The sequence below is a fragment of the Leclercia adecarboxylata genome (assembly GCF_035787115.1).
Taxonomy (GTDB): domain Bacteria; phylum Pseudomonadota; class Gammaproteobacteria; order Enterobacterales; family Enterobacteriaceae; genus Enterobacter; species Enterobacter adecarboxylatus_E.
On sequence record NZ_JALKTL010000001.1, the window covers coordinates 70,677 to 94,811 of the forward strand.

The following is a 24,135-nucleotide window of genomic DNA, read 5'->3' on the forward strand; positions in this document are numbered from 1 at the left end:
GAACCTCGTAAAAAGTAATGGGTTATAACCAGCCAAGTACAACGTTTACCGGCTCAATCCTTTTGGATACTGCCCAATTCGCCCGGTACAATTGACGGTGTGAAAACTGTGCTGCATACGTATTCAAAAATTGAAGTTACGAAAAGGTTTCAATTTTGTAAAGGTCGTTTGTCACCATTGTGAAAAAAATAATTCAGGCTGTTGCATACGCATGCAAAGATGGTGTAAGTATAAAAAGTACCCGCTGCCTGCGGCGCGGTGACAGGGGAGTGCCCCGTCAACGATGCCGGTTCGGAAAGCGTCAGGGATAAGGAACACACGGTAATGAAACGTAAGACTTTTACAGCGGTGACCTCTCAGCAGGTGGCGCAACTGGCGGGGGTATCACAATCGGCGGTATCCCGCACCTTCACGCCTGGAGCCAGCATCTCGCCGGCAACGCGTGAGAAAGTGCTCAAGGCCGCGCGTGAGCTGGGCTATCGGCCAAACGCCATCGCCCGCTCGCTCAACACGGCCCGCTCGCGGATCATCGGCGTGGTGATCTCCTATTTTGATAACCAGTTTTACCCCCAGGTGCTTGAGGCGCTGGCGCAAAAACTGGATACCCTCAACTATCACCTGCTGCTGTTTGTCGGTGACCGTGACGGGAACGTAGATCGGATTTTTGACCAGATCATGCAGTACCGGGTGGACGGCATCGTGCTGGCCTCGGTCACCCTGTCGCTCGATCTCTCCCAGGAGTGTCTTGCCGCCGGGATCCCGGTGGTGCTGTTCAACCGCAGCGAAGAGAGCGGAATGGCCTCGAGCGTCAACAGCAATAACGAGGCGGCTTCCCGCCAGATTGCCGAGTTTTTACTGGCGGCAGGTCACAAGCGTTTTGCCTACGTGGGCGGCGTGGCGGACTCTTCCGTCAATATTGCCCGCCAGCGCGGGTATCGGCAGGCTCTTCAGGAGCAGGGGATTGACGATATTCGGGTGGTCAACGGGAATTACGATGCGCAGGAGACCGCCCGCGCGGCCTACGCGCTCTTCTCCGCGTCGCCCGCGCCGGACGCCATTTTTGTCGCCAACGATCATATGGCGGTGATCGTCATGGACGTGGCGCGCTACGAGTTCGGCCTGCGCATCCCGGAAGATGTCTCCATTGTGGGATACGACGATATCGGCCCGTCCGGCTGGGCATCGTATGCCTTAACCTCCGCCTCGCAGCCCGTAGAGGCGATGGTCAACGCCACGGTGGAATTACTGATGAAGCAGATCGACAGCGGCACGATCGAACCTGAACAAATTACCGTGCCGGGCAAGCTGGTGGTACGGCACTCCGCGCGCCGACCGCAGGCGGGAGCCATCGAGGCCGAGGGTTATGACATGTTCCAGACGCAGGAGGACAAATGAGCAGATTGCCGGGCTTCAGCCCTCAGTTCGACTCCATTCAACAGTTTATTCTCACCCTGACCCATGTGGTCTGGGAGCAAAAGGATATCGGCCAGCTCGCCGATTTTTACGCCACGCCGGTGGTCTTTATCACCCCGGAAAAACAGCTGACCGATCTGCCGCAATTTATGCGCCTGACACTGGAGGCGATGCACAGCTTTCCCCAGCGCACCGTGCTGACGGAGGACATTCTGGCGACCCAGAATCCCGGCAATGAGTATTATGCCGCCCAGCGCACCATCGCCTGCATACGCCATATGGGGGAAGGCTTCTTCGGCGCTCCCAGCGGCAAAACCCTCTGGGTCCGCACCTGGGCTGACCGCATCTGTGCCGACGGCGCGGTGCGCCAGGAGTGGCTGCTGCAGGACAGAGCGGCAATTGTGGCCCAGCTCGGGCTCAACGTGCAGGCGTTCGCCCGTGATCTGGCGGGGATGCAGGAGCAGCTCGGTATTGCGCCTGCATCCGCCGAGACGCTGGATGCCCGCTGGGCGGGTGGCCCGGAAGGTGATGACGTTGAAGGGCCGGTTGCCGGGGTGGTGGAGCGCTATCTGACCATGTGGGCAGGCGGCAACAGCGGTACCGTACCGGGTCTGTACCACCCGGCGGCAACGCTCTATGCGCCGGGCCACTGTAGCGGCACGGGAGAGCAGGAGATCGCCGCGCTGCTGTCGGGCTACCGGGCCTCATTTGCCGACAGCGAAGTGCAGCTGCACCACCTGATTGTGCGTCGGGATCCTGGCGAGCCGGTCCGTATTTCGCTGCGCTGGTCGCTCCTGACCTGGCACGACGGCTACGGAAAATTTGGCGTGCCGAGCCGCAAGCCGGTATCAATTACCGGTATCAGCCAGCTTGAATTACGCGATGGTTTAATTATCCGTGAATATCTCGGCATTGATGAATTAGCCATCTGGTCGCAAATCGTTAATTAAGCGGAGGTCTGCCTCCGTTATATTTCTTAATTAAACGTTTTTAAATCCGCCGCAATAAATATTGCGGCGCCATTCTCCATCCATTCCGGGTGCGGGATCGTATTGTCTGAAAAAAGAAGCAGGAGGTCACATGTCTTCAACCGAAGCAACGAATAAAGCTCCAGCCGTACCTGAAAAAAACAGCAAACCCACCCGTGATGAGCCGGTATTACAGGTTGAGCGTCGCGACTTTATTGATTTAGTGCCGGAAAAACGTCCGCGTGCGCAATCATTACGCGGGTTCGATGAGTGTTATACCGATATTGTCGATTATATTGTTCGCTGTACTCATAAAATATGGGACGAGCGCGACGTGGGATTAATTTATACCCACTATACGCACAACTGCGTGTTATATAACGCGCTGGGCACCCTCTATACCCGCGAGCAGGTGGTGCAGGATACCCTGCAACGCCTGGTGGCCTTCCCGGAGCGTCGCGGCATGGCGACCCAGGTGATCTGGAACGGTAACGACGTCGACGGTTTTTATACCTCGCACCTGGTAACCGGCAGCGGACGCCATACCCAGTTCAGCCATCTGGGTAAACCGACTAACCGCACCTTTGTTACCCGCACCGTGGCCGACTGCATGATCCACGAGAATAAAATCTATCGCGAGTGGGTGGTGAGCGACAACATGTCCCTGATGAAGCAGCTGGGGCTGAATACCGACGAAATTGCCTTCAATATGGCGAAGGAGCAGTTCGACAAGGGCTTTCGCGTCACCGACATCGGTGAAAACGGCCGCATGCTGGGGCAGTATCCGCCGGAGATGGTCTGCGACGTCTCCATCGCCCATACCGACACCGAAGAGCAGTGCCTGCGCTGGATGCACGAAATCTATAACCGCCGGATGCTCGGCAAGATCAAAGAGGTTTACGCGCCAAACGTTCAGTGGCACGGACCGCTGATGAAAGAGCTGTACGGCACGGCGTCAGTGACCCACCAGACTCTGGCCCTGATCGGCATGATCCCCGATGGCGCCTGGCTGCCGCAGCATATCTGCTCCAATCCGTGCGACGAAGGCGGCACTAAGGTGGCGATTCGCTGGATCATCGAGGGGCACCACCTGGGCTACGGCGAGCTGGGTAAACCGACAGGCAAGCGTCTGTTTGTGATGGGCATGTCTCACTACCACATTATTAACGGCAAAATTGTCGACGAGTGGGTGATATACGATCACCTGGCACTGCTGGCACAAATCAAACTGGGTCAAATGGAGGAAGCATAATGTCTGTAGAGTCAATCGTTGACCAGGTGAGCTGGATCAAGCGTCCACAGGGGCAGGATGCGCAGGCCGACAGGTCGTTAACCGACACGGTCAGCGCCATTATCGCGCGCGTAAAGGGCGAGGGCGATGCGGCCCTGAGAGCCTTCTCGCAGCAGTTTGATAAGGTCGTGCCCGTGCAGTTCGAAGTGACTGCTGAGGAGATCGAAACCGCACTGCGCGAGATGGATCCTCAGACCCGCCGCGACAGCGAGTTTGCCATCGCTCAGGTGAGGCGCTTTGCTGAGGCCCAGCTCGCCACCATGCAGCCGCTGGAGGTGGAAACACTGCCTGGCGTCCATCTGGGGCATCGTATAATCCCGGTGCAGACGGTGGGCTGCTACGTGCCAGGGGGCCGTTACCCCATCCTCTCCGCGCCGGTGATGTCCATCGTGCCTGCAACGGTTGCCGGATGCGAACAGATCATCGCCTGCCTGCCACCGGCGGCGCACCCGTCGATGATTGCGGTCTGCCACCTGGCCGGGGCGCATCGTATTTTTAAGATCGGCGGCGCCCAGGCTGTGGCGGCGATGGCCTGGGGCACCGAAAGCGTGCCGGCAGTGGATAAAATTGTCGGACCGGGCAACGCCTTTGTGAACGAGGCCAAGCGTCAGGTGTTCGGTAAAGTGGGGATTGACGCCCTGGCGGGGCCGAGCGAGATTTTCACCATCGCCGACGACAGTGCCGACGCGCGCATTATTGCCGCCGATCTGCTGGCTCAGGCCGAACATGATGTGCACACCCGCGTCGGGCTGGCAACCACCAGCCGGGCGATTGCCGAAGGAACCCTGGCAGAAATTGATCGTCAGCTGAGGACGCTCCCGACCGCCGCGACGGCGGGTGAGGCCTGGCGTCGTCAGGGGGAGATCGTCGTTTGCGACAGCGAAGCGCAGCTGATTGCTTTCGCCGATTACATGGCGACCGAGCATCTGCAGGTGCATACCCGCGATCCGCACGGCACGGCGGCGAAGATCCGCAATTACGGTTCGCTGTTTATCGGCCAGAACGCCAGCGTGGTGTTCTCGGACAAATGTTGCGGCACTAACCATACCCTGCCAACCATGGCGGCGGCACGCTATACCGGCGGGCTGTGGGTGGGGGCCTACGTCAAGATCTGCACCCACCAGTGGATCGATGAGCAGGGCATTGCGGCGATTGCGGAACCGGCGATTCGCCAGAGCCGCACCGAGGGGATGCAGGGGCACCGCCGTGCCGCGGAGATCCGTCTGCGTCCGGAGGCGCTCGACGCCATCACCTCCGGGTTGCGCGACTAACCGCGACGGGAGGTCAGACGCGATTCTGGCCTCCGGCATAACCTTAAGAGAACGCTATGCAAAACATGCGGCTGATCCCACCTGAGGATGCGCCAGAAGAGATAGCCCGACGGCTGGCGATAATTGACGCGCAGGCGCAGCTGAACGCCATTCTCGGGATAAACCCGGGCGCGTTGGCCGAGGCGCAGGCGTGCCAGAGGCTGCGGCGGCGTGGCCAGCTGCTGGGGCCCCTGCACGGCGTGCCCCTGATCCTAAAAGATAACATCGCCTGCGCCGGGCTGCCGTTAACGGCCGGATGTCAGGCGCTGGCCGCGCTTCGACCCGCAGGCGACGCGCTGGTGGTACGCCGTCTGCGGGCTGCCGGGGCCATTATCCTCGCCCGGGCCAATATGTCTGAATTTGCCTTTGACGTCCGCTCCCGCAGCTCCCTTGGCGGCGACGTGCTTCACCCGCAGTTTCCGGCGATCACGGCCGGCGGCTCCAGCGGGGGCAGCGCTGCTGCAGTGGCGGCCGGCATGGCGGAGGGGGCGCTGGGCACCGACACCGGCGGCTCGATCCGTATCCCGTGCAGCTATACCGGGCTGGTGGGGTTAAGACCGGGGGTGCGCAGGGCGCAGATGGAGGGCATCGCGCCGCTCTCCCTCAGCAAAGACACGGTGGGGCCGATGGTGCACAGCGTGCAGGATGCGGCCCTGCTGCATGCGATTATCCAGGGCCAGTCGCCCGCAGCCCTTGAGTCGCGCAGCCTGCAAGGGGTACATCTGGGGGTGATAGGCGCTCTCGAAGGACAGGATCCGCAGCAGGGGGAGGTCTGGCAGGCCGCTCTTTCGCGGCTTGCGCGCAGCGGCGCCACGCTGGTGGAGATCGACCTGCCGATCCTGGGCGAAATTGAGGTGGCGACATGCCTGAGCCTGTGCGAGTTTCGGGTGGGATTTGACGCCTGGTTAAAACAGCATCCTGGCGCCCCCAGGGATCTGCGAGCCATTGTGGCCTCCGGGCAATTTTTGCCGGAGTTTTTACCGCTGCTGACGCAAATGCTCGCCTGCGACACGCTGAAAACCCCGGCATGGCTCGCCGGACGGCAGCTGCGGCGTCGGCTGCGTCAGGCTCTGGCGCAACGAGCGGAGCACGAGCGTATCGACGGTTTTCTCTACCCGACGGTGAGCCGGATCCCGGACAGCCTGGAGAAAATGCCGCCCGGATGCGCGCCTGAGCTTGCGGCCATCAGCGGTTTCGCCGCCATTACGCTGCCCTGCGGCAGAACGCGGAGCGGCTTTCCCGTGGGGCTGGAGATCCTCTCGCCAGCGGCGGATGAAGCGCCACTGCTGGCGCTGGCCGCCGCCTGCGAAAACGCCTTTACTCGGCCGTAAACGCCAGCCGTCTGCGCACACGTGAGGCGGGCTGGGCGGCGGCTTTCGCCATCGCCTCGCCGATCTCGGCGCACGCCACCAGACCCTGAACGAAGGGGCGATCGTGCATCAGATACGGCAGTGCACCGAAGGCGATGCGCCCGCGCAGGTAGTCCGGCGCCAGCAGGGTGTAATCGTCGCCGACGTCGGGGATCTCCTCGCCAGCAGAGACCAGCTGTTCACGCAGGGAAGGGAACGGCAGGTCTTTGGTTTTGAGTGGTTTCTGTCCCCGGGCGTCGATAAAGGTATCGAAAATCCAGCGTTGCCCGTCGGCATCAATCACCGTCCGGTTACCGTCTGCTGTCATTTCATAATCGTCCCCCAGCGCCTCAATGCTGATGATGCCCGCCTCACGCAGGGCCAGCAGCCTGCGGATCGACCGGGAGGGGATCGCCGCATAGTTGTCGATGAACACCCGCGCCAGCCCCGTTTTAAAGCGTTCCCGGTCGTTGTCATCAAGGTGCGGGACAACCTTCTCAACGGCCTCGTGCAGCCGCAGCACCGTATAGCGCCAGGGTACCGTACGCCTGTCCCGCTTGTTGCGTTCCACTTCATCCAGATTGGAGACCGCCCAGCGGAACGGGCCATGTTGTCGTCTGTCGGCAAACCAGGCCTCGCGAATCGTGTCGGGGGTCAGGGTCTCTAAGGCTATCGCCTTGCTCCACTGCGGGTCGGCCTGCTTCAGCTCCTCAACCATCAGGCGAAACACCCGATCCAGCAGGCCCTCGCTGCCCTGCTGGATCGCCGCCTCGATGGCCCGATCGGTGACCAGGCTTAAGGGTTCATAGGGGATAGGGCAGTAAAAGTCGGCTTCGGGCAGAATACCCGAGCGGGACATCAGCACAATCTTCAGCGCCTCGCTCTTCTCATCCAGCCGGAAGCGGATCTGTTCGTCATCGGTCTCAATGAATGTACCGTGCTGCGCGGCGACCGCCATTGCCGCGTCCAGGCCGCTCAGAGAGGTGCCCATGATGCCCACCTTGCCCGCAGCGATGCTGGCCTCCATCAACCCGGACCAGGGGCTCGGGAAGAAGTCGCGCGGGGAAGTGTCTTCGTCTGGCCAGACGTGGCCGGTGGCGATAACGGCCAGCTCAAAATGTTCCGGGGTGGGTTTGCCGCCGCTCCAGATGCTCACGCCTTCGGCGCTGGCCTGCAAATCGGTGACCTGACAGGACTCCAGCACGTTGACCTCGAAGCCCTGTTTTCTCGCCTGCGTGACGACCGCCTGAAACCGATCGCGGAAATACTGGCCCAGCAGAATACGCGGAAGGAACTGTCGGTCGTGCAGGGCCGATTTTTGCACGCCGTAGCGCGCCAGATGCGCTTCGCTCTGCGCGCGCAGCCACTCAAGATAGGTCTGGAACAGGGGCGGGATCTCAATGCTGGCGATGTTAGCCAGCATCATGCGCGAGTTATCTTCATCGCTGTAGGGCATCCCGACGCCTGCCTCTTCGGCCTGCTCATAGACGGTGACACAGAGCGGCGTATTCTGTTTCAGAAGAGAGAAGAGGGTATAGATCCCCGTGGGGCCTGCTCCAACAATGGCAATCTTTTTCATTGTGTCCACCTGCTATGTTTTACCGAATCCATGGGATAAAAGCCATGCAGGATAAGTGTGGTAGAAAACGGTTGATGAGCAACTTAGAAACGAAGCTGGAAGCGATAAATCAGAGAAGAAGAGGAGTTGCACCATTTCAGGACTGAAATGGTGCGTCCGAGTGGACTCGAACCACCGACCCCCACCATGTCAAGGTGGTGCTCTAACCAACTGAGCTACGGACGCACTGTAGAGAATGGTGCGTTCAATTGGACTCGAACCAACGACCCCCACCATGTCAAGGTGGTGCTCTAACCAACTGAGCTATGAACGCATTGTTGTGTGTGACAACGGGGACGGATATTAGCGGCAGTGGCCGCACGAGGCAAGAGGCAAACCGCAAATTTCTTTCAGATTTCACGCGATTGCTCTATTCCCGCGCAAAATGAAGAGAAAGTAGCCGCCCGCAGGCGGCTGGCGGGTGATTAACGTGCGGCGCGTTGCAAAATAACGCTGGATGGCTGGCGCTGTAAAAAACGCATACGCAGCATCATCATCACGGCGGCGGAGGTCAGGCCGATGATAAAGCCCATCCAGAAACCGGCCGGACCCATGCGATCCACCACCAGATCGGTGAGGGCGAGGATATAACCGCTCGGCAGACCCAGCACCCAGTAGGCGATAAAGGTAATAAAGAAGATCGATCGCGTATCTTTATAGCCGCGCAGCACCCCGCTGCCGATCACCTGAATGGAGTCGGAGATCTGATATATCGCTGCCAGCAGCATCAGCTGCGAGGCTAACAGCACCACTGCCGGGTTGTCGTTGTAGAGCAGGGCGATCTGCTCGCGCAGCGCGACGGTGAACAGCGCGGTACAGACGGCCATACACACTCCCACGCCAATGCCGGTGCGGGCGGCAATTTGCGCTTCCAGGGTGGAGCCCTGGCCCAGGCGATAACCGACGCGTATGGTCACCGAGGCCGCAAGCGACAGCGGCAGAACGAACATCAGCGAGCTGAAGTTCAGGGCGATCTGGTGACCGGCCACATCCACAATCCCCAGCGGGGAAACCAGCAGGGCCACCACGGCGAACAGCGTTACCTCAAAGAACAGCGCCAGGGCAATGGGCAGGCCCAGCTGCACCAGACGTTTAACTACCTCCATGTCCGGCTTGCTGAAACCCGCGTCGTTGCGGATGTCACGCATGGAACGGGCGCGCTTCACATACGAGATCATGCCGAAGAACATGACCCAGTAGACCGCCGCCGTAGCGACGCCGCAGCCGACACCGCCCAGTTCAGGCATACCGAAATGGCCATAAATAAAGATGTAGTTGACCGGAATATTGACCAGCAGGCCGATAAAACCCATTACCATGCCCGGCTTGGTCTTTGCCAGACCTTCACACTGATTACGCGCCACCTGGAAGAATAAATATCCCGGCGTACCCCACAGCAGAGCGCGTAAATAGCCGACGGCTTTATCCGCCAGGGACGGATCAATATTGCGCATGGCGTGAATAATATAGCCCGCGTTCCACAGCACCAGCATGATCAGCACCGATACCAGACCGGCAAGCCAGAATCCCTGACGGATCTGGTGGGCGATACGCTCCCGCCGCCCGGAGCCGTTCAGCTGGGCAATCACCGGCGTTAACGCCAGCAGCAGGCCGTGGCCAAAGAGGATAGCCGGTAGCCAGATAGAGGTGCCGATAGCCACCGCGGCCATGTCGGTGGCGCTGTAGCCGCCCGCCATCACGGTATCAACAAATCCCATTGCCGTCTGGGCGATCTGCGCGAGTATCACCGGCATTGCCAGAGCTAATAACTGACGCGCTTCATTCATGTACTTCTGCACGTGAACACCTTTGATATTGTTGTTATTCGAAAGAAAAAAAGCCGCTGCGAAACGCAGCAAGAAGAAGATGCGGGGAAGTCCAGCTATTGTAGCGGGGATAAGCTAATTATCTAGTGAAAAAATCGCCAGAAAAGGGGGGTACTGGCAACCTCTATTTCCAGCTGTTATTGTGGTGGGATTAAACGGTGTCAACACCGAAGGAACAAACAGGAGTTGTAAGCATGTTTACTGGTATTGTGCAGGGCACCGCGAAACTGGTGTCCATTGATGAAAAACCCAACTTCCGCACCCATGTCGTGGCCCTGCCGGATGAGATGCTGGACGGGCTGGAGACCGGGGCATCGGTGGCACACAACGGCTGTTGTCTGACGGTAACCGAAATTAACGGTAACTTAATCAGCTTCGATTTAATGAAAGAGACGCTACGTATCACCAATCTGGGCGATCTGGTTGAGGGTGATATTGTTAACGTAGAGCGCGCCGCGAAATTTAGCGACGAAATTGGCGGACATTTAATGTCGGGCCATATTATGACCACCGCGGAAATCGCGAAAATCCTGACTTCGGAAAATAACCGTCAAATCTGGTTCAAGGTTCAGGATCCGGCATTAATGAAATACATCCTTTATAAAGGCTTTATTGGCGTGGATGGTATTAGCCTGACCGTCGGTGAAGTGACCCCAACCCGGTTCTGCGTACACCTTATCCCGGAAACGTTACAGCGCACGACGCTCGGCAGCAAAAAACTGGGCCATCGGGTGAATATCGAAATCGATCCGCAAACCCAGGCGGTAGTCGATACCGTCGAACGCGTACTGGCGGCAAAAGAGGCCGCGGCTATCCAGCAGACGCTTAACGACGCCTGATAAAAAAATACCCCGGCTTGCCGGGGTATTTTTTTTAGCGGGCAACCCGCAGGCCATGTTCCACGCCGCGGCTGAATACCACCTGCCACAGCTGGATATCACGGGCGCGAAACGCACCGGCACAGGCATTCAGATAGTAGCTGAACATCCGTTTAAATCGTTCTGAATAGTTGTCAGCGATCTCCGGCCAGCTTGCAAGGAAGCGCTCATGCCATGCCATCAGCGTGGTATCGTAATCAGCGCCAAAATTATGCCAGTCCTCCATCACAAAATGAGATTCGCTGGCATTTGCAATCTGGCGAACTGAGGGTAAACAGCCATTCGGAAAGATGTACTTATCTATCCAGGGATCGACACGATGGTCGGTCTTTCTCGAGCCAATGGTATGCAGAAGGAACAGACCATCCGGCTTCAGGTTGCGATCCACCACCTCAAAATAGGTCTGGTAGTTTTTCGGCCCCACATGTTCGAACATCCCCACCGAGACAATGCGATCGAACTGGTCATCCAGATCGCGGTAATCCTGCAACAGGATGGTGACATCCAGACCGGCGCAGCGTTCCTGCGCCATGCGTTGCTGTTCCGCTGAAATGGTGACCCCCACCACGCTAACACCGTAGTGCTGCGCCATGAATTCCGCCAGACCGCCCCAGCCGCAGCCGATGTCCAGCACCTTCATGCCGGGTTGCAGCTGCAGTTTTTCGCAGATCAGGCGCAATTTATCCTGCTGGGCCTGCTCAAGGCTGGTCGCCTCTTTCCAGTATCCGCAGGAGTACTGCATGGCCGGGTCGAGCATGCGGGTGAACAGGTCGTTACCAAGATCGTAATGCTCTTTGCCGACAATCCAGGCGCGCTTTTTACTTTGCAGGTTGAACAGGCGGGCAGTGGCAATACGCAGGGTATCCTTCAGGTGGCTGGGCAGTTGCTGTTCCAGGCCCGCCCTCAGGACGTTATTGAAAAAAATATCCAGGCGCTCGCACTCCCACCAGCCGTCCATATAGCTTTCGCCAAGTCCCAGGGACCCTTCCTGCAGGACGCGTTTAAAAAAATCGGGGTGTTTGACCTGCAAATCGAAGGATGCCGGGCCGTTGATGGTAATACCCGCGCGGCTCAGCATTTCATTGATTATCCGGTACCAGTTATCTTTGCGAACGCTGACTTCTTCCAGACACGATGAACTCATAGCTTCTCCACCACATGATGTGATCAGAACCCTTAAACAGCGTAGACGCTCTTTATGGTTTGTGAGAAATCTCACGGTGTAACCCGCGAGGCTAGTATCCGACGTAGAACAGAGGAAGGGAGATAACCCTTGCCGAAAGGCTATCCATGCTAAAACGGGAGCATTCCGGCTCCCGTTAATACTTAATAATTGTCGTATTTATCAGAATGCGCTGATAAGTATAGGCCTGATAAACGGGGGCTTCAACAGAAAATCGTTAGCACCCTAAGCAGTTACGCAATCAGGCGCGTGTGGTCTCTGCCTGCATGCTGTCGTGCTGCTGACGGGCAGGAACATACTGCATCCGGTAGCCCAGGGCTGCGAGGGCGACGGTTGCCACCATCACGCTGGTGGTGGTCAGCAGCGGGGTGGCAATCAGCCAGGAGACCAGCAGGCTGGCGAGGAAGCAGAGGCCCAGCTGGAGCGTGTTCTGCAACGCGGCCGCGCTGCCGGTCGCCTGCGGGAAGGGGCGCAGCGCCTGTGCTACCACGATAGGGTAGATCCCGCCGTTCGCTACCGCCATCAGGCAGAAGGGCACCAGCAGTTCCGCCAGCTTCACGCCCGGGATAAACCCGACCGCCCAGGTGCCGATCACGCTGGCGGCAAACAGGCCAAGCAGCCACGGCAGCATCTGGTAACCCTGCCATTTTTGCAGGGCGGCGCGGCAACCGTACCCCCCAATAAGGAAGGCGATAGTCTGCGGGACGTAGCTCAGGCCGATAACCGCCGGGCTATAACCCATGTCGCTGAGGATAAATGGCGAGCCGGTCAGCCAGGCAAAGAAGCTGGCAGAACAGGCGGCGTAAATCAGCACATTGCCGCGGTAAATGCGGGAGTGAAGCAGGGTTAAAAAGGTGACGCGCGAGGTTGGCTGCGCCTCTTTTTTTATCGCCGCCGGTTTAAGGAAAAAGGCCGGGAGCATCAGCACCAGGGTGATGGCAAACAGTACCGCAAAAATAGCCTGCCAGCTGAAGTGGGCGAGGATCCAGCTGCCGAGCAGCGGCGCCAGGGCGGGGGAGAGTCCAACCAGCGGCATAATGGTGGCGAAAATGCGGTTGGTTCGCGTCGCCGGGTAGTAATCCGTCACCAGCGCCTGCCAGGTCACCGCCGCGGCGCACACACCTACCGCCTGGATAAAGCGCAGCACCAGCAGCCAGGTGGCGTCGCGCACCCACAGCATGCCCAGACAGCCGAGCGCGAAAATGGCTAAGCCAGCCAGCAGAACCGGCTTACGCCCGAAGCGGTCGGACATCGGTCCCCACAGCAGCTGTGCAAAAGCAAAGCCGGCCAGAAACAGGCTCAGGCTGGCGCTGATGGCGGCGGCCGGAGTTTGCAGATCGTCCTGCATGATGGAGAACGCAGGCAGATACATATCGGTGGCGAGAAAGCCCAGCACGCTTAAGCCGCCGAGCCAGACTAAAAATCCTTTCCCGGGTTTCATTGTCTTATTGTCCTTGTGGGTGCAGGTTTGAATAGCCGGTGAGTGTAGGCAGTGCAAACCCGCTTGTGAAACGCTAATATTTGGCGGTTGCATTCAAATTTTTTGCAGGCAGAAAATGTGGTCAGAATATTCCCTTGAAGTAGTGGATGCCGTCTCGCGTAACGGTAGTTTTAGCGGTGCGGCGCAGGAGCTGCACCGCGTGCCTTCGGCTGTCAGTTACACGGTGCGTCAGCTTGAGGAGTGGCTGGCTGTGCCGCTGTTTGAGCGGCGCCACCGTGACGTGGTGCTGACCCCGGCCGGGATGTGGTTTTTGAAGGAGGGGCGCTCTGTTATCAAAAAAATGCAGATCACCCGCGAGCAGTGCCAGCAGATCGCCAACGGCTGGCGCGGGCACATCTCCATTGCGGTAGATAACATCGTTCGCCCTGAGCGCACCCGGCAGATGATTGTCGACTTTTACCGCCATTTCTCAGACGTTGAGCTGCGGGTCTCCCAGGAGGTCTTTAATGGCGTATGGGATGCGCTGGCGGACGGCAGGGTAGAGATGGCGATCGGCGCCACCCAGGCGATACCGGTGGGAGGGCGCTATGCCTTTCGCGATATGGGTATGCTGAGCTGGGTCTGCGTAGTGGCAAGCCATCATCCGCTGGCTGCGCTCCCCGGGCCGCTCAGCGATGACACCTTGCGCACTTGGCCGTCGCTGGTGCGGGAGGACACCTCCCGCTCGCTGCCAAAACGCATCACCTGGCTGCTGGATAACCAGCGGCGGGTTGTTACGCCGGACTGGGAATCGTCGGCGACCTGCCTCTCGGCCGGATTATGCGTGGGGATGGTGCCGGTCCATTTTGCCCGTCCGTGGATAGACCGCGGTGACTGGGTAGAGCTGACGCTCGAGAATCCGTTTCCGGATGCGGCCTGCTGTCTTACCTGGCAACAAAACGACATATCACCTGCGCTGGCGTGGCTGCTGGATTATCTGGGGGACAGTGAAACGATGAACAGAGAGTGGCTGCGGGAGCCAGAGGTGCTGGCTCCCTGAGCGGATCAACGGCGGTAGTCGCGGAACGGGCCATCGGCGACGGAGCGGCGTTCGATCAGCCGCGGATGCACTTCAATGGACTGCGACTCTTCGCGTTTATTGACGATACGATCCAGCAGCATGTTGAAGGCGGTCTCCCCCAGCGAATCTTTTGGCTGGTGGATGGTCGTCAGCGCCGGGGTGAAGAAACGGGCGTTACGCACGTTGTCATACCCTATCAGCGAAACGTCCTGCGGGACGCGCAGCCCCATTTCGTCGGCGGCACACAGGGCGCCCATCGCCATCACGTCGCCGCCGCAGAAAATAGCGGTCGGACGCGGCGTCTGGGAGAGGATCTGCTGCATGGCGCGATAGCCGGATTCAGGCTCAAAGTCGCCCTGCACGATCCAGTTTTCCGGCACCGTGATCAACGCTTCTTCCATCGCTTTCATAAAACCGGCCAGGCGACCGGCGCCGGTATTGCGCTCCAGCGCCCCGGGGATGACGCCAATGTCACGATGACCGCGTTCAATCAGATAACGTCCGGCCATATAGCCGCCTTCAAAGGCGTTATCGATCACCGAGTCGGTGAAGTCGGCTTTCGCTTCGCCCCAGTCCATCACCACCATCGGGATGTTGCGATACTCTTCCAGCATCGTCAGCAGGGACTCCGGGTATTCAGAGCACATCACCAGCAGGCCGTCGACGCGCTTTTGCGCCATCATCGACAGATAGGCCCGCTGTTTTTCCAGGCTGTTCCAGGCATTGCCGAGGATCAGGGTGTAGCCTTTCTGGAAGCAGTTTTTTTCTACCGCTTCGATAATTTCTGCGAAGTAAGGGGCTTCGCTGCTGGTCGCCAGCAGTCCGATCGACTTGGTGTGATTCACCTTCAGACTACGGGCCACCGCGCTCGGTGAGTAGTGCAGCTCTTTAATGGCCGCCCAGACGTTGTTACGCGTCTCTTCCGCTACGAAGCGGGTTTTGTTAATAACATGTGATACGGTTGTAGTGGAAACGTTTGCGCGTTTCGCCACGTCTTTAATTGTTGCCATCAGATGTCACTCCAGACCATATCTTAAGCTCCTGAAAAACCAATAGGTAAACGTTTGCCTTCACTCGCCCTATTTGCGCAATTTGCATTGCGGTACGCCGGGAAAACGACACAGGACGTCAGGAGGGGGTCAATGGCCGGTACGCTAATAAATTTAGCGTGGAATTTTGTCTGATCTTGACCAAAAGGGGAAGAGTAAAAATGGATATCAATCTAAATCCAGCAAGATTTTTACCCTTAACTGTGCAAAAATGAGCAAGCTCACTCTTCATGGGGTGATTAAAAGGAGAAAAATTGATGAGTACCGATCTTAAGTTTTCGCTGGTTACCACCATTATTGTTCTGGGTCTGATCGTTGCTGGCGGTCTGACTGCTGCGCTGCACTGATCCCCGCGAGGGAGCGCGCGCTCCCTCATCTCCCTTCTCTCATTGTTACGCTTGCGGCAAAAATCTTTTGCCGAATTGTTAACTTCTCATTTTTTGTGATTGATGTCATGCTTTCGCCATCATTGTTCTGTGTCGCCTGACGACACGGTGTCTGGAGTTGAAGTATGAGAATCAATTTTCCGCTGCTGGCCCTGGCCATCGGTGCTTTTGGTATTGGCACTACTGAGTTTTCTCCGATGGGGCTGTTACCGGTTATTGCCCGGGGTGTGGATGTTTCTATTCCCGCTGCAGGCATGCTAATCAGCGCCTACGCCATCGGTGTGATGGTGGGTGCGCCGCTGATGACCCTGCTGCTGTCGCACCGCGGTCGCCGGAATGCGCTGATCTTCCTGATGGCGATCTTTACCCTCGGCAACGTCCTGTCGGCGCTCTCTCCGGATTACACCACCCTGATGCTGTCGCGCATTCTGACCAGCCTGAACCACGGCGCCTTCTTTGGTCTCGGGTCGGTGGTTGCCGCCAGCGTGGTGCCAAAGCATAAGCAGGCCAGCGCCGTGGCAACCATGTTTATGGGGCTGACCATCGCCAATATCGGCGGCGTTCCTGCTGCCACCTGGATGGGCGAAGCGATCGGCTGGCGCATGTCATTCCTGGCGACGGCGCTGCTGGGCGTGGTCTCGATGGTCGCGCTGTTCCTCTCCCTGCCGGCAGGTGGCGCGGGAGCAAAACCGGAGGTGCGTAAAGAGCTGGCGGTGCTGATGCGCCCGCAGGTGCTCTCGGCCTTGTTGACTACCGTTCTCGGTGCCGGGGCGATGTTCACCCTCTACACCTATATCGCGCCGGTGTTGCATGACATCAACCAGGCGACCCCGGCCTTTGTCACTGCGATGCTGGTGTTGATTGGCGTCGGTTTTTCGCTTGGCAACTTCCTGGGCGGCAAGCTGGCAGATCGCTCCGTGAGCGGCACCCTGAAAGGCTTTTTACTGCTGCTCATCGTGATCATGCTGGCGATCCCCTGGCTGGCGCGTAACGAAGTGGGGGCGGCTGTTGCGATGGTGGTATGGGGAATGGCGACCTTTGCGGTGGTGCCACCGCTGCAGATGCGGGTGATGCGCGTGGCCAGCGACGCGCCAGGGTTATCCTCTTCCGTCAATATTGGAGCATTCAACCTGGGCAATGCACTGGGGGCTGCAGCCGGTGGGGCGGTGATCTCTGGCGGGCTGGGTTACAGCTTTGTGCCGGTGATGGGTGCCATCATTGCGGCGCTGGGGCTGCTGCTGGTGCTGACTGCGGACAGAAAACAACCTGAACCGGTCTGCGCTACCGAATAAAACAAAAAAGCAGAAGGCCAGGCCTTCTGCTTTTTTCGTTACGCCGCGAAGTTCTTCGCTACAAATTCCCAGTTAACCAGTGCCCAGAAGTGCTCAAGGTAGTTCGGGCGCGCATTGCGGTAATCGATGTAGTAGGCGTGTTCCCATACATCGACCGTCAGCAGCGGGGTGGCGTGGCTGGTCAACGGCGTGCCCGCATTGGAGGTGGAGACGATAGCCAGTTTACCGTCCGCCTCTTTCACAAGCCAGGTCCAGCCTGCGCCAAAGTTCTTCACCGCCGCGTCGGTAAACGCCGCTTTAAAGTCGGCAAAGCTGCCAAACGCGGCAGTGATGGCCGCAGCCAGCTCACCCGTCGGTTCGCCACCTGCATCTGGCGCCAGGCAGTGCCAGTAGAAGGTGTGGTTCCACACCTGAGCGGCATTATTAAACACGCCGCCGTCAGAACTGCGCACGATCTCTTCCAGGGATTTTCCCTCAAATGCCGTACCGGCGATCAGGTTATTCAGATTGTTAACGTAAGTCTGGTGGTGTTTGCCGTAATGGTATTCCAGGGTCTCCGCAGAGATATGCGGGGCCAGGGCGTCTTTTGCATATGGTAATGCAGGTAATTCAAACGACATTGCTTCTCTCCTTATTATAGTGATCCATTCAATAACCATATTGAATGTAAGGGTAGGGTAGCAAATTGAAAGGCTATGCAAAAGAGGAACTTACCCCGCCGGTTAGCCAGCGGGGCAGAGAAGATTAACGCAGGTTGCTGGGCTTCATCACCCGGCGTGCGCCGACGTAATGGCGCTGCCAGTAGTCTTCGCTCAGAGAGGTGATCTGAATATCCTGGCCGGTGCGTGGCGACTGAATAAATTTGCCGTTGCCGACGTAGACGCCAACGTGATCGGCAGTACCCCGACCACGGGTACGGAAGAACACCAGATCGCCGCTTTCAAGCTCGCCGCGCTCAACCGGCGAGGCGTCACGCAGGTGGTACATTTCGTTGGCAGTACGCGGAATGCGGAATTTAACCAGATCTTTATAGGCGTAATAGACCAGTCCGCTGCAGTCGAAGCCGGTACGCGGTGAGGATCCGCCCCAGCGATAGGGTTTACCGATCTGGCCCATCAGCTTATTCAACGCCGTTTTTTGCGCTTTTTGCACCCGGACTTTATGCGCGTCGGCAAGGGTGGTGGGCTTGCTGGTTTTGACGCACTGCGCTTTACGCCCTTTACGGGTGGTGCATTTTTCTGTCACAGCGCGGGAGGCGGTTTGTGTGGTACGGGGCGCGCTGCGGGAGGAATTTTTGCTTTTTTTGCTGGAGGTGACTGGCTGTGTTTTAGCGAGGCTGCTTTTTTTGCTGCTCTTTTTACTGGTGGTGCTTTTTTTACTGGTGCTCTCTTTTTTTGCGGTTTTGCTGGTGCTGCTTTTTTTCTTAGGTTCGGTTGCTTTCGCCAGATGCGTTTTATGGGCGGCAGAAGGCCGCGCCTGCTCTGAGGCGTTTGCCACCGGCGTGAAGGTGAGAGATGAAAAAAGCAAAGCACAGAGGGTGATCGAGAATGTATTTATTCGCGCCACTGGGCATTCCCCTGGTAATCGCAGGTTATTAAATAGAGCTGCGTATGATTTACAAAACTTGTCGATTCTAATCTATAAAAAGCCCCAACGTTAATAAACTTTTTGCATCTAAAACTGTGTTTCGTTAACGAGTGCAAAAAATCAGAATTTCAATGGAGTGCATTGTACATTCGCTGAACAAAGCTGCAGGGAATATTGCGATAAGTTAGTTTTACAATGCAACTTTACGTCGGGCGCGGTAAAATTACATACGTGACGAAAATGTTATTTTCCGTAGTCGGCCTGAAACGCTACAATGTCAGACGATTGCCGTAACAGAAGTTAAAGGAAGCAAGACATGAGCACTACTATTGAAAAAATTCAGCAGCAAATTGCTGAAAACCCGATCCTGCTGTACATGAAGGGTTCTCCGAAACTGCCAAGCTGTGGTTTCTCCGCGCAGGCGGTTCAGGCGCTGTCAGCCTGTGGCGAACGTTTTGCTTACGTTGATATTCTGCAGAACCCGGATATCCGCGCTGAGCTGCCAAAATACGCGAACTGGCCGACCTTCCCGCAACTGTGGGTTGACGGAGAACTGGTTGGCGGTTGCGACATCCTGATTGAGATGTATCAACGCGGCGAGCTGCAACAGTTGATCAAAGAGACGGCTGCGAAATACAAATCTGAAGAGCCTGGCGCCGAGTAATGCTCCGCGTGCGGTAAATAAAAAGCGACCTTGCGGTCGCTTTTTTTATACGTTGTTTTCGGTGTCCGGCAGCGGCCAGCCACCGAGGCGTTTCCAGCGGTTAACAATTTCGCAAAACAGTTCCGCCGTACGTTCGGTGTCGTACAGGGCAGAGTGCGCCTGGGTGCCGTCAAAATCAATGCCGGCGGTAATGCAGGCTTTAGACAGCACGGTTTGCCCCAGCGCCAGCCCGCTTAAGGCTGCCGTATCGAAGGTCACAAACGGGTGGAACGGGTTACGCTTGAGCGACGCCCGCTCGGCGGCGGCCATCATAAAGCTGTGATCGAAGGTCGCATTGTGCGCCACCATGATCGCGCGATTACAGTTCTGATCTTTCATTCCCTTGCGGACCATTTTAAAAATGGCATGCAGCGCGTCATATTCACTCACTGCCCCGCGCAGCGGGTTATGGGGATCAATGCCGTTAAACGCCAGCGCCTCAGGCTGCAGGTTCGCCCCTTCAAAAGGTTCGACGTGGAAGTGCAGCGTGGAGTCCTGCAGCAAATTGCCCTGTTCATCCATTTTCAACGTGATGGCGGCAATTTCCAGCAGCGCATCGGTTTTGGCGTTAAATCCAGCGGTTTCGACATCAATCACGACAGGATAAAAACCACGAAAACGGTCGCACAGACCGGTAAGTTGAGCGTTATCGGACATCTGGATCTCTTACAAGGGGGAAAAAAAGCAGTGCGCATTATGGCAAATTTTGCAGCGAGATGCAGTAAAACAACGGGCGCATGGTGCGCCCGTCAGGATCAGTTGCCCAGACCGCGACCGGCGTCTTTGGCTTCGATCAATTCGATTTTATAACCGTCTGGATCTTCAACGAAGGCGATAACGGTGGTGCCGCCCTTAACCGGACCCGCTTCACGCGTTACGTTGCCGCCATTGGCGCGAATACGTTCGCAGGCTTCAGCGGCGTTATCCACTTCCAGCGCGATGTGCCCATAGGCGGTGCCCAGCTCGTAGTTATCGACACCCCAGTTATAGGTGAGCTCGATGACCGCTTCGTCGCTTTCCGGGCCGTAACCGACAAACGCCAGGGAGTATTTGTATTCCGGGTTTTCGCTGGTGCGCAGCAGGGTCATGCCCAGCACGTTGGTATAAAACGCGATAGAACGTTGCAGATCGCCAACGCGCAGCATGGTGTGAAGTAGGCGCATATTATCCTCTTAGCTTTTTATCATCTTGAACAGAAACGATGTTTTAGTATAGCGGCGAATTGTCGCCGCTATCAATGCAGGGATTATAAAGACGGATAATCGGTATAACCTTCCGCGCCGCCGCCGTAGAAGCTCTCCGGGCGCTGGGGGTTCAGCTCGGCTTTACGCTGCAAACGGGCAACCAGGTCCGGATTGGCAATGTAGGCGCGGCCAAAGGCCACCGCATCAATCAATCCTTTGTTGATCAACTCTTCGGCTTTCTCCGGCGTATACGCGCCAGCGCCGATGATCACACCCGGGAAGCGATCGCGCACTTTCTGACGGAAGGCATCCGTGTACGGCTCGCCACCGGCCCAGTCTGGCTCGGACATGTGCAGCCAGGCAATGCCACGTTTTGCCAGTTCTTCAATCAGGTACAGCGCATCGGCCTCTTCGTTCGGGCCATTGTCCACGTTCTGGAAGGAGCCGATCGGCGAGACGCGAATGCCAATGCGATCCGCGCTCCACTCATTCGATACGGCATCAATCACTTCCAGCACCAGACGGGCGCGATTCTCAACGCTGCCGCCGTACTGGTCAGTACGCTGGTTGGAGGATGGCGACAGGAACTGGTGCAGCAGGTAGCCGTGAGCCCCGTGCAGCTCCACCAGATCGAAACCGGCTTCGCGGGCGTTGGCGACGGCCTGGCGGAAATCGTTCACAATCCCCGGGATCTCGTCCAGCTCCAGCGCGCGTGGGGTGGTAGTGTCAACGCGGATGGCATTGCCGTTCTCATCGCGCAGGGAGGTGCGGGTGCCCGCGTTGATGGCAGAGGCAGAAACCGGCGCCTGGCCTTCAGGCTGGATGCTGCTGTGTGAGATACGGCCGGTGTGCCACAGCTGCACCGCGATGCGACCCTCTTCAGCATGCACGCCGTCGGTAATTTTCTTCCATGCCGCGATCTGTTCCGGGCTGTGCAGGCCAGGCGCGCCGGCATAGCCTTTTGCCTGGGCAGAGATCTGCGTGGCCTCGGAGATGATCAGGCCTGAGCTGACGCGCTGGCGATAGTATTCGCCCATCAGCGGGGTCGGAATATCGCCCGGCTCAATGCTGCGCAGGCGGGTAAGGGGCGCCATAAAGACACGGTTTGGTGCTTCGATCGCGCCCACCTTAAGTGGGGTAAATAATTTTTCGGCTGACATAGTGGCTCCTGAGTAGACCGGTCGTCTAGTAATTTGCGAAATAAAAACGCCTGTTAATTGCCAGGCGTAGCAATGATGTTTTTGACATGATCCAGCGCGCTCTCCAGCGGCAGCGCGCTGCGGGACATTTTGGCCTGCAGGTTGGCGCCCAGCCACAGGGAATAGAGCACCTGAGCCTGGGTGAGCGGTTCGCCGGTGAAGGCCAGTGATTTCTCGTCCCGCCCATTCGCCAGCGCCTGCGCCAGCAAAGCGATCACGCCCGTGGCCCCTTTATCCATCGCCGTGCGCATATCTTCCGAGAGATCGCACACTTCGGCAGAGAGTTTTACCGTCAGACAGCCGCTGATAATGCCCTGCGCGCAGAACTGGGTCAGCGTCTCCTGATAATAAGCCAGAACACGATCGCGATAATTGCCCTTACCGCTGGCGAAATGGCTGGCCAGACGCTGATGGTAATCCGCATAGTGCCGCTCCAGCAGCGCCACGCCAAACGCCTCCTTTGAGCGGAAGTAGTGGTAAAACGACCCCTTCGGCACATCGGCGGTTTTCAGCAGCTCGCTCAGACCCATTCCGGTAAAACCGCGGTGCATGCAAAGACGCTCGCCGGTCGCCAGCAGATGGTCGCGTGTATCGTGTTCAGTGTGCTTATTCATGCCGTCAATATAGTAGACCAATCGGTCTACTGCAAGTCTTACGTTCGACGGCAGGGAGCAAGCAGATCCATTTGTGGCTGATAAACCGTCGTGCGGATGTTCATCATCCCGAGCACCGTAGAGAAAAGGTTGTCCTGCGACACCACCTTGTTCGCTGCCTGCTGGCGCAGACACTGTCCATCCACGCCAAAGTTCTTTTTATAGTCCGGCGACAGCCAGAACAGAAAAGGAATATGCGTCTGCTGCGCAGGTGCCAGCATGTACGGCGTGCCGTGCAGATAGAGCCCGTTTTCCCCCAGCGATTCACCGTGATCGGAGAGATACACCAGCGCCGTATTCATGGTCGCCTGGCGTGCTTTCAGGGCGTCGATGGTCTTGCTCACTACGCTGTCGGTATAAAGAATGGTGTTGTCATAGGTGTTTATCAGCGCCTGATGATCGCAGTCCTGAATCTGGTTAGTGTCGCAGGTCGGGGTAAATTTGCGGTACTGCGCCGGGTAGCGCTGATAATAGGCCGGGCCGTGGCTGCCCATCAGGTGGATCACCAGCACCGTATCCTGTTTCAGGCCATCCAGGGTGTCGTTCAGACGATACAGGTCAACGTCATCAATACAGGACTTGTCCCTGCAGAACTGATCCAGCTTCCATTGCGTCATGTCGGTGTGCGGAATGCGGTTACAGGCCCCTTTACAGCCGCCGTCGTTGTCCCGCCACAGCAGGTTTACCCCGGCATGGGCCAGCACATCCAGTAACCCCTCCTGATGATGGGCCAGATCGGCATCGTATTTTTTGCGCGGCATTCCTGAGAACATGCAGGGTACGGAGACGGCGGTTTCGGTCCCGCACGGGGAGGCCTGCGGAAAGTTAATTACGTTCTGCTTCTCCAGCTCAGGGTTGGTGTCGCGACCATAGCCGTTAAGGGAGTAGTTGTCCGCCCGGGAGGCTTCACCTACCACCAGTACCAGCACGGTTTTTTTCTGCTGCGCCATCAGCACCGGGCCTTTACGTGCGTCTTCACCGAGGCGGATTAAGGTCTGATCCCCGGCGAACCAGCGTGCCTTGCTGTATTTGACGATGGCGCTGACGTAGTTGGCGGGCGTTACCATCTTGACGATGCCTTTGTTATTGCGAAACAGCGAGGCATAGTCCTTATAAAAGACTGCTGCCACCAGAACAATCACCACCAGGCTTGCGAGGATCGCCGCCACGCGCATAAGCAGCGTCTGCCACCACTTACCCGGACGAATCCGGATCATTGCCAGTACGGTGGCAGGCACCAGCCCGGCGATCGCCAGCCACAACAACAGCTGGGGAGTGATCAACGCTTCAGCCTCCTGCGAGTTGGTCTCAAAGACATTGACCATCATGTTCTGGTCAATCACCGCGCCGTAGGTAAACATAAACCAGGTCGCCGCCGCGCAGCCAAGGGTGAGCAGCACCAGCAGCGGCTTGCGGATCAGCGGAATGTTCAGAATGCTGAAGACGATGACCCAGCCGCAGAACAACACCAGCGGCACGGTGAGGGCAAAAATAAAATCATGCAGCCGGGCCGGGGAAATCACCTGCCAGCTGCGGTGAATAAAGAGGGCGTTCAACAGCGTAAACAGGAGCGCGCAGCCCAGCGTAAATTTCGCATCGTTACACTGTAACTTTTTTAGCGTCAGCATCATCATTAAAACCCGCAAGCGTCGTGATGAAGCGAGTATAGGGAGCGAAGATTAGTGAAACCTTAATGCCACAATTCTGAGGTTGACCGCTTGCGTAACCCCGGCTTAAGGTCTTCA

The 24,135-nt window shown here is 57.6% G+C and carries 22 protein-coding genes and 2 tRNA genes; 10 read left to right on the top strand and 14 right to left on the bottom strand.

Annotated features, from left to right (window positions below):
* The first annotated feature begins 324 nt into the window (after positions 1–324).
* The 5 genes from MXM41_RS00365 (at position 325) to MXM41_RS00385 (ending at position 6,313) form a co-directional block, all read left to right on the top strand.
* Positions 325–1,395, top strand: coding sequence for a LacI family DNA-binding transcriptional regulator (locus tag MXM41_RS00365; RefSeq protein ID WP_325929230.1), 1,071 nt, complete (start codon positions 325–327; stop codon positions 1,393–1,395).
* The gene (locus MXM41_RS00370; RefSeq protein WP_325929232.1) at positions 1,392–2,363 is read left to right on the top strand and encodes a nuclear transport factor 2 family protein; all 972 of its coding nucleotides are present in this window, start codon (positions 1,392–1,394) and stop codon (positions 2,361–2,363) included. The genes MXM41_RS00365 and MXM41_RS00370 overlap by 4 nt, the downstream gene beginning before the upstream one ends.
* Positions 2,364–2,493: 130 nt before the next feature.
* On the top strand, positions 2,494–3,633 hold the full coding sequence (locus MXM41_RS00375; protein WP_325929233.1) for an ester cyclase: 1,140 nt from the start codon (positions 2,494–2,496) through the stop codon (positions 3,631–3,633).
* A complete protein-coding gene (hisD, locus tag MXM41_RS00380; RefSeq protein ID WP_325929234.1) occupies positions 3,633–4,943 on the top strand; it encodes a histidinol dehydrogenase in 1,311 nt (436 codons plus the stop codon). Before MXM41_RS00375 ends, hisD begins: the two co-directional genes overlap by 1 nt.
* Before the next feature lie 56 nt (positions 4,944–4,999).
* On the top strand, positions 5,000–6,313 hold the full coding sequence (locus MXM41_RS00385; RefSeq protein WP_325929235.1) for an amidase family protein: 1,314 nt from the start codon (positions 5,000–5,002) through the stop codon (positions 6,311–6,313).
* On the opposite strand, the gene MXM41_RS00390 is transcribed toward MXM41_RS00385, so the two are convergent.
* The 4 genes from MXM41_RS00390 to mdtK form a co-directional block, all read right to left on the bottom strand.
* Positions 6,300–7,910 carry an FAD-NAD(P)-binding protein gene (locus MXM41_RS00390; protein WP_325929236.1) on the bottom strand — a complete coding sequence of 537 codons (1,611 nt, stop codon included), beginning with the start codon at positions 7,908–7,910 and terminating at the stop codon, positions 6,300–6,302. The genes MXM41_RS00385 and MXM41_RS00390 overlap by 14 nt on opposite strands.
* Before the next feature lie 148 nt (positions 7,911–8,058).
* Positions 8,059–8,135: transfer RNA gene (locus MXM41_RS00395), tRNA-Val, on the bottom strand.
* Between the two features lie 11 nt (positions 8,136–8,146).
* Positions 8,147–8,223 (bottom strand) — tRNA-Val (locus tag MXM41_RS00400).
* Positions 8,224–8,374: 151 nt separating this feature from the next.
* Positions 8,375–9,748, bottom strand: a complete 1,374-nt coding sequence (gene mdtK, locus MXM41_RS00405) for an MdtK family multidrug efflux MATE transporter (protein WP_325929237.1) — start codon at positions 9,746–9,748, stop codon at positions 8,375–8,377.
* Positions 9,749–9,969: 221 nt separating this feature from the next.
* Here mdtK and MXM41_RS00410 point away from each other — a divergent pair, with 221 nt between their 5' ends.
* On the top strand, positions 9,970–10,614 hold the full coding sequence (locus MXM41_RS00410; protein ID WP_325929238.1) for a riboflavin synthase subunit alpha: 645 nt from the start codon (positions 9,970–9,972) through the stop codon (positions 10,612–10,614).
* 34 nt (positions 10,615–10,648) lie between these two features.
* Here MXM41_RS00410 and cfa read toward each other — a convergent pair whose 3' ends face one another.
* Complete coding sequence (gene cfa / locus MXM41_RS00415; RefSeq protein ID WP_325929239.1) at positions 10,649–11,797, bottom strand: cyclopropane fatty acyl phospholipid synthase; 1,149 nt, start codon at positions 11,795–11,797, stop codon at positions 10,649–10,651.
* Positions 11,798–12,077: 280 nt separating this feature from the next.
* Entirely contained in the window at positions 12,078–13,277 is a 1,200-nt protein-coding gene (gene punC, locus MXM41_RS00420) for a purine nucleoside transporter PunC (RefSeq protein ID WP_325929240.1), read from the bottom strand.
* Between the two features lie 115 nt (positions 13,278–13,392).
* Between punC and punR the strand changes: the two genes are divergently transcribed.
* Positions 13,393–14,316 carry a DNA-binding transcriptional activator PunR gene (gene punR / locus MXM41_RS00425; protein ID WP_325929241.1) on the top strand — a complete coding sequence of 308 codons (924 nt, stop codon included), beginning with the start codon at positions 13,393–13,395 and terminating at the stop codon, positions 14,314–14,316.
* A gap of 5 nt (positions 14,317–14,321) precedes the next feature.
* On the opposite strand, the gene purR is transcribed toward punR, so the two are convergent.
* Positions 14,322–15,347: an HTH-type transcriptional repressor PurR gene (purR, locus tag MXM41_RS00430; RefSeq protein ID WP_325929242.1), complete on the bottom strand. Its 1,026-nt coding sequence runs from the start codon at positions 15,345–15,347 to the stop codon at positions 14,322–14,324.
* 296 nt (positions 15,348–15,643) lie between these two features.
* On the opposite strand from purR, the gene cydH reads away from it, so the two are divergent.
* Together cydH and MXM41_RS00440 are read left to right on the top strand one after the other, a co-directional pair.
* Positions 15,644–15,733 carry a cytochrome bd-I accessory subunit CydH gene (cydH, locus tag MXM41_RS00435; protein ID WP_003029209.1) on the top strand — a complete coding sequence of 30 codons (90 nt, stop codon included), beginning with the start codon at positions 15,644–15,646 and terminating at the stop codon, positions 15,731–15,733.
* A 164-nt stretch (positions 15,734–15,897) separates the two neighbouring features.
* The gene (locus MXM41_RS00440; protein ID WP_325929243.1) at positions 15,898–17,064 is read left to right on the top strand and encodes an MFS transporter; all 1,167 of its coding nucleotides are present in this window, start codon (positions 15,898–15,900) and stop codon (positions 17,062–17,064) included.
* 38 nt (positions 17,065–17,102) lie between these two features.
* Here MXM41_RS00440 and sodB read toward each other — a convergent pair whose 3' ends face one another.
* Entirely contained in the window at positions 17,103–17,684 is a 582-nt protein-coding gene (gene sodB, locus MXM41_RS00445; protein WP_325929245.1) for a superoxide dismutase [Fe], read from the bottom strand.
* 124 nt (positions 17,685–17,808) lie between these two features.
* Positions 17,809–18,630 carry a C40 family peptidase gene (locus MXM41_RS00450; protein WP_325929246.1) on the bottom strand — a complete coding sequence of 274 codons (822 nt, stop codon included), beginning with the start codon at positions 18,628–18,630 and terminating at the stop codon, positions 17,809–17,811.
* A 337-nt stretch (positions 18,631–18,967) separates the two neighbouring features.
* On the opposite strand from MXM41_RS00450, the gene grxD reads away from it, so the two are divergent.
* Entirely contained in the window at positions 18,968–19,315 is a 348-nt protein-coding gene (gene grxD, locus MXM41_RS00455) for a monothiol glutaredoxin 4 (protein WP_032617810.1), read from the top strand.
* Between the two features lie 45 nt (positions 19,316–19,360).
* Here grxD and rnt read toward each other — a convergent pair whose 3' ends face one another.
* From rnt to eptA, 5 genes are all read right to left on the bottom strand, one after another.
* Complete coding sequence (gene rnt, locus MXM41_RS00460; protein ID WP_325929248.1) at positions 19,361–20,011, bottom strand: ribonuclease T; 651 nt, start codon at positions 20,009–20,011, stop codon at positions 19,361–19,363.
* Positions 20,012–20,109: 98 nt separating this feature from the next.
* Positions 20,110–20,517, bottom strand: a complete 408-nt coding sequence (gene gloA, locus MXM41_RS00465) for a lactoylglutathione lyase (RefSeq protein WP_325929249.1) — start codon at positions 20,515–20,517, stop codon at positions 20,110–20,112.
* Positions 20,518–20,600: 83 nt separating this feature from the next.
* Entirely contained in the window at positions 20,601–21,698 is a 1,098-nt protein-coding gene (locus MXM41_RS00470; protein WP_325929250.1) for an alkene reductase, read from the bottom strand.
* A gap of 53 nt (positions 21,699–21,751) precedes the next feature.
* Positions 21,752–22,351 carry a TetR/AcrR family transcriptional regulator gene (locus tag MXM41_RS00475; protein WP_325930806.1) on the bottom strand — a complete coding sequence of 200 codons (600 nt, stop codon included), beginning with the start codon at positions 22,349–22,351 and terminating at the stop codon, positions 21,752–21,754.
* Positions 22,352–22,389: 38 nt separating this feature from the next.
* Positions 22,390–24,018 carry a phosphoethanolamine transferase EptA gene (eptA, locus tag MXM41_RS00480; protein WP_325930807.1) on the bottom strand — a complete coding sequence of 543 codons (1,629 nt, stop codon included), beginning with the start codon at positions 24,016–24,018 and terminating at the stop codon, positions 22,390–22,392.
* Positions 24,019–24,135: the final 117 nt, after the last annotated feature.

What these genes read in the sequence shown, in the direction of transcription:
- MXM41_RS00365 (WP_325929230.1), top strand. Translation starts at nt 325, where the DNA reads ATGAAACGTAAGACTTTTACAGCGGTGACCTCTCAGCAGGTGGCGCAA.
- MXM41_RS00370 (WP_325929232.1), top strand. Translation starts at nt 1,392, where the DNA reads ATGAGCAGATTGCCGGGCTTCAGCCCTCAGTTCGACTCCATTCAACAG.
- MXM41_RS00375 (WP_325929233.1), top strand. Translation starts at nt 2,494, where the DNA reads ATGTCTTCAACCGAAGCAACGAATAAAGCTCCAGCCGTACCTGAAAAA.
- hisD (WP_325929234.1), top strand. Translation starts at nt 3,633, where the DNA reads ATGTCTGTAGAGTCAATCGTTGACCAGGTGAGCTGGATCAAGCGTCCA.
- MXM41_RS00385 (WP_325929235.1), top strand. Translation starts at nt 5,000, where the DNA reads ATGCAAAACATGCGGCTGATCCCACCTGAGGATGCGCCAGAAGAGATA.
- MXM41_RS00390 (WP_325929236.1), bottom strand. Translation starts at nt 7,910, where the DNA reads ATGAAAAAGATTGCCATTGTTGGAGCAGGCCCCACGGGGATCTATACC.
- MXM41_RS00410 (WP_325929238.1), top strand. Translation starts at nt 9,970, where the DNA reads ATGTTTACTGGTATTGTGCAGGGCACCGCGAAACTGGTGTCCATTGAT.
- cfa (WP_325929239.1), bottom strand. Translation starts at nt 11,797, where the DNA reads ATGAGTTCATCGTGTCTGGAAGAAGTCAGCGTTCGCAAAGATAACTGG.
- punC (WP_325929240.1), bottom strand. Translation starts at nt 13,277, where the DNA reads ATGAAACCCGGGAAAGGATTTTTAGTCTGGCTCGGCGGCTTAAGCGTG.
- punR (WP_325929241.1), top strand. Translation starts at nt 13,393, where the DNA reads ATGTGGTCAGAATATTCCCTTGAAGTAGTGGATGCCGTCTCGCGTAAC.
- purR (WP_325929242.1), bottom strand. Translation starts at nt 15,347, where the DNA reads ATGGCAACAATTAAAGACGTGGCGAAACGCGCAAACGTTTCCACTACA.
- cydH (WP_003029209.1), top strand. Translation starts at nt 15,644, where the DNA reads ATGAGTACCGATCTTAAGTTTTCGCTGGTTACCACCATTATTGTTCTG.
- MXM41_RS00440 (WP_325929243.1), top strand. Translation starts at nt 15,898, where the DNA reads ATGAGAATCAATTTTCCGCTGCTGGCCCTGGCCATCGGTGCTTTTGGT.
- sodB (WP_325929245.1), bottom strand. Translation starts at nt 17,684, where the DNA reads ATGTCGTTTGAATTACCTGCATTACCATATGCAAAAGACGCCCTGGCC.
- grxD (WP_032617810.1), top strand. Translation starts at nt 18,968, where the DNA reads ATGAGCACTACTATTGAAAAAATTCAGCAGCAAATTGCTGAAAACCCG.
- rnt (WP_325929248.1), bottom strand. Translation starts at nt 20,011, where the DNA reads ATGTCCGATAACGCTCAACTTACCGGTCTGTGCGACCGTTTTCGTGGT.
- gloA (WP_325929249.1), bottom strand. Translation starts at nt 20,517, where the DNA reads ATGCGCCTACTTCACACCATGCTGCGCGTTGGCGATCTGCAACGTTCT.
- MXM41_RS00470 (WP_325929250.1), bottom strand. Translation starts at nt 21,698, where the DNA reads ATGTCAGCCGAAAAATTATTTACCCCACTTAAGGTGGGCGCGATCGAA.
- MXM41_RS00475 (WP_325930806.1), bottom strand. Translation starts at nt 22,351, where the DNA reads ATGAATAAGCACACTGAACACGATACACGCGACCATCTGCTGGCGACC.
- eptA (WP_325930807.1), bottom strand. Translation starts at nt 24,018, where the DNA reads ATGCTGACGCTAAAAAAGTTACAGTGTAACGATGCGAAATTTACGCTG.